The organism is Streptomyces durbertensis (genome assembly GCF_014156695.1).
GTDB lineage: Bacteria > Actinomycetota > Actinomycetes > Streptomycetales > Streptomycetaceae > Streptomyces > Streptomyces durbertensis.
Window position 1 is genome coordinate 1 of sequence record NZ_WMLF01000939.1, and the last position, 493, is coordinate 493.

1 protein-coding gene is annotated in these 493 nt (G+C 63.9%); it reads left to right on the forward strand.

Going from position 1 to position 493, the window contains the following annotated elements:
- Positions 1–60: 60 nt before the first annotated feature.
- Positions 61–493, forward strand: a 433-nt coding sequence (locus tag GL263_RS27775) for a hypothetical protein (protein WP_228456893.1), incomplete at its 3' end; no start/stop codon positions are given.

Below are 493 nucleotides of genomic sequence, written 5' to 3' on the forward strand. Positions count from 1 at the left end.
GAATCCCCCAACCCACCGGCGAATTTCTTCTTCGACGCACCTGCGAGAGAATTCGCTGCGGTGAACGCCTATCACCACTGCGACTGGCTCTTTCGCCATATGCAGGACATGGGGTTCAACCTCGAGACCTATTTCGACGGGACCGACTTCCCCGTACCGGTGGATGCCTGTGGATTCAACGACGCGATCAATGCCCGCGCTCCAGGCAACGTCACCGGCACCGGTTCCGGTGGCTTCGAGTTCGGCCTGGCCGGGTCACCGTTCCCGGCGGTCGGCATCGCGGCGGACCTCCGTGTCGTCCTACACGAGTTCGGTCACACAATCCTCTGGGACAGTGTGCACCGCCCGAACTTCGGCTTCGCGCACAGCGCCGGCGACAGCCTCGCGGCCGTGTACATGGACCCCGAATCATCGCTGAGAAGAGACCCCGAGCGGAGATTCGACACGTTCCCCTGGGTGCTTCCGCACCGGAACCACGGCCGTGAGGTGGCCC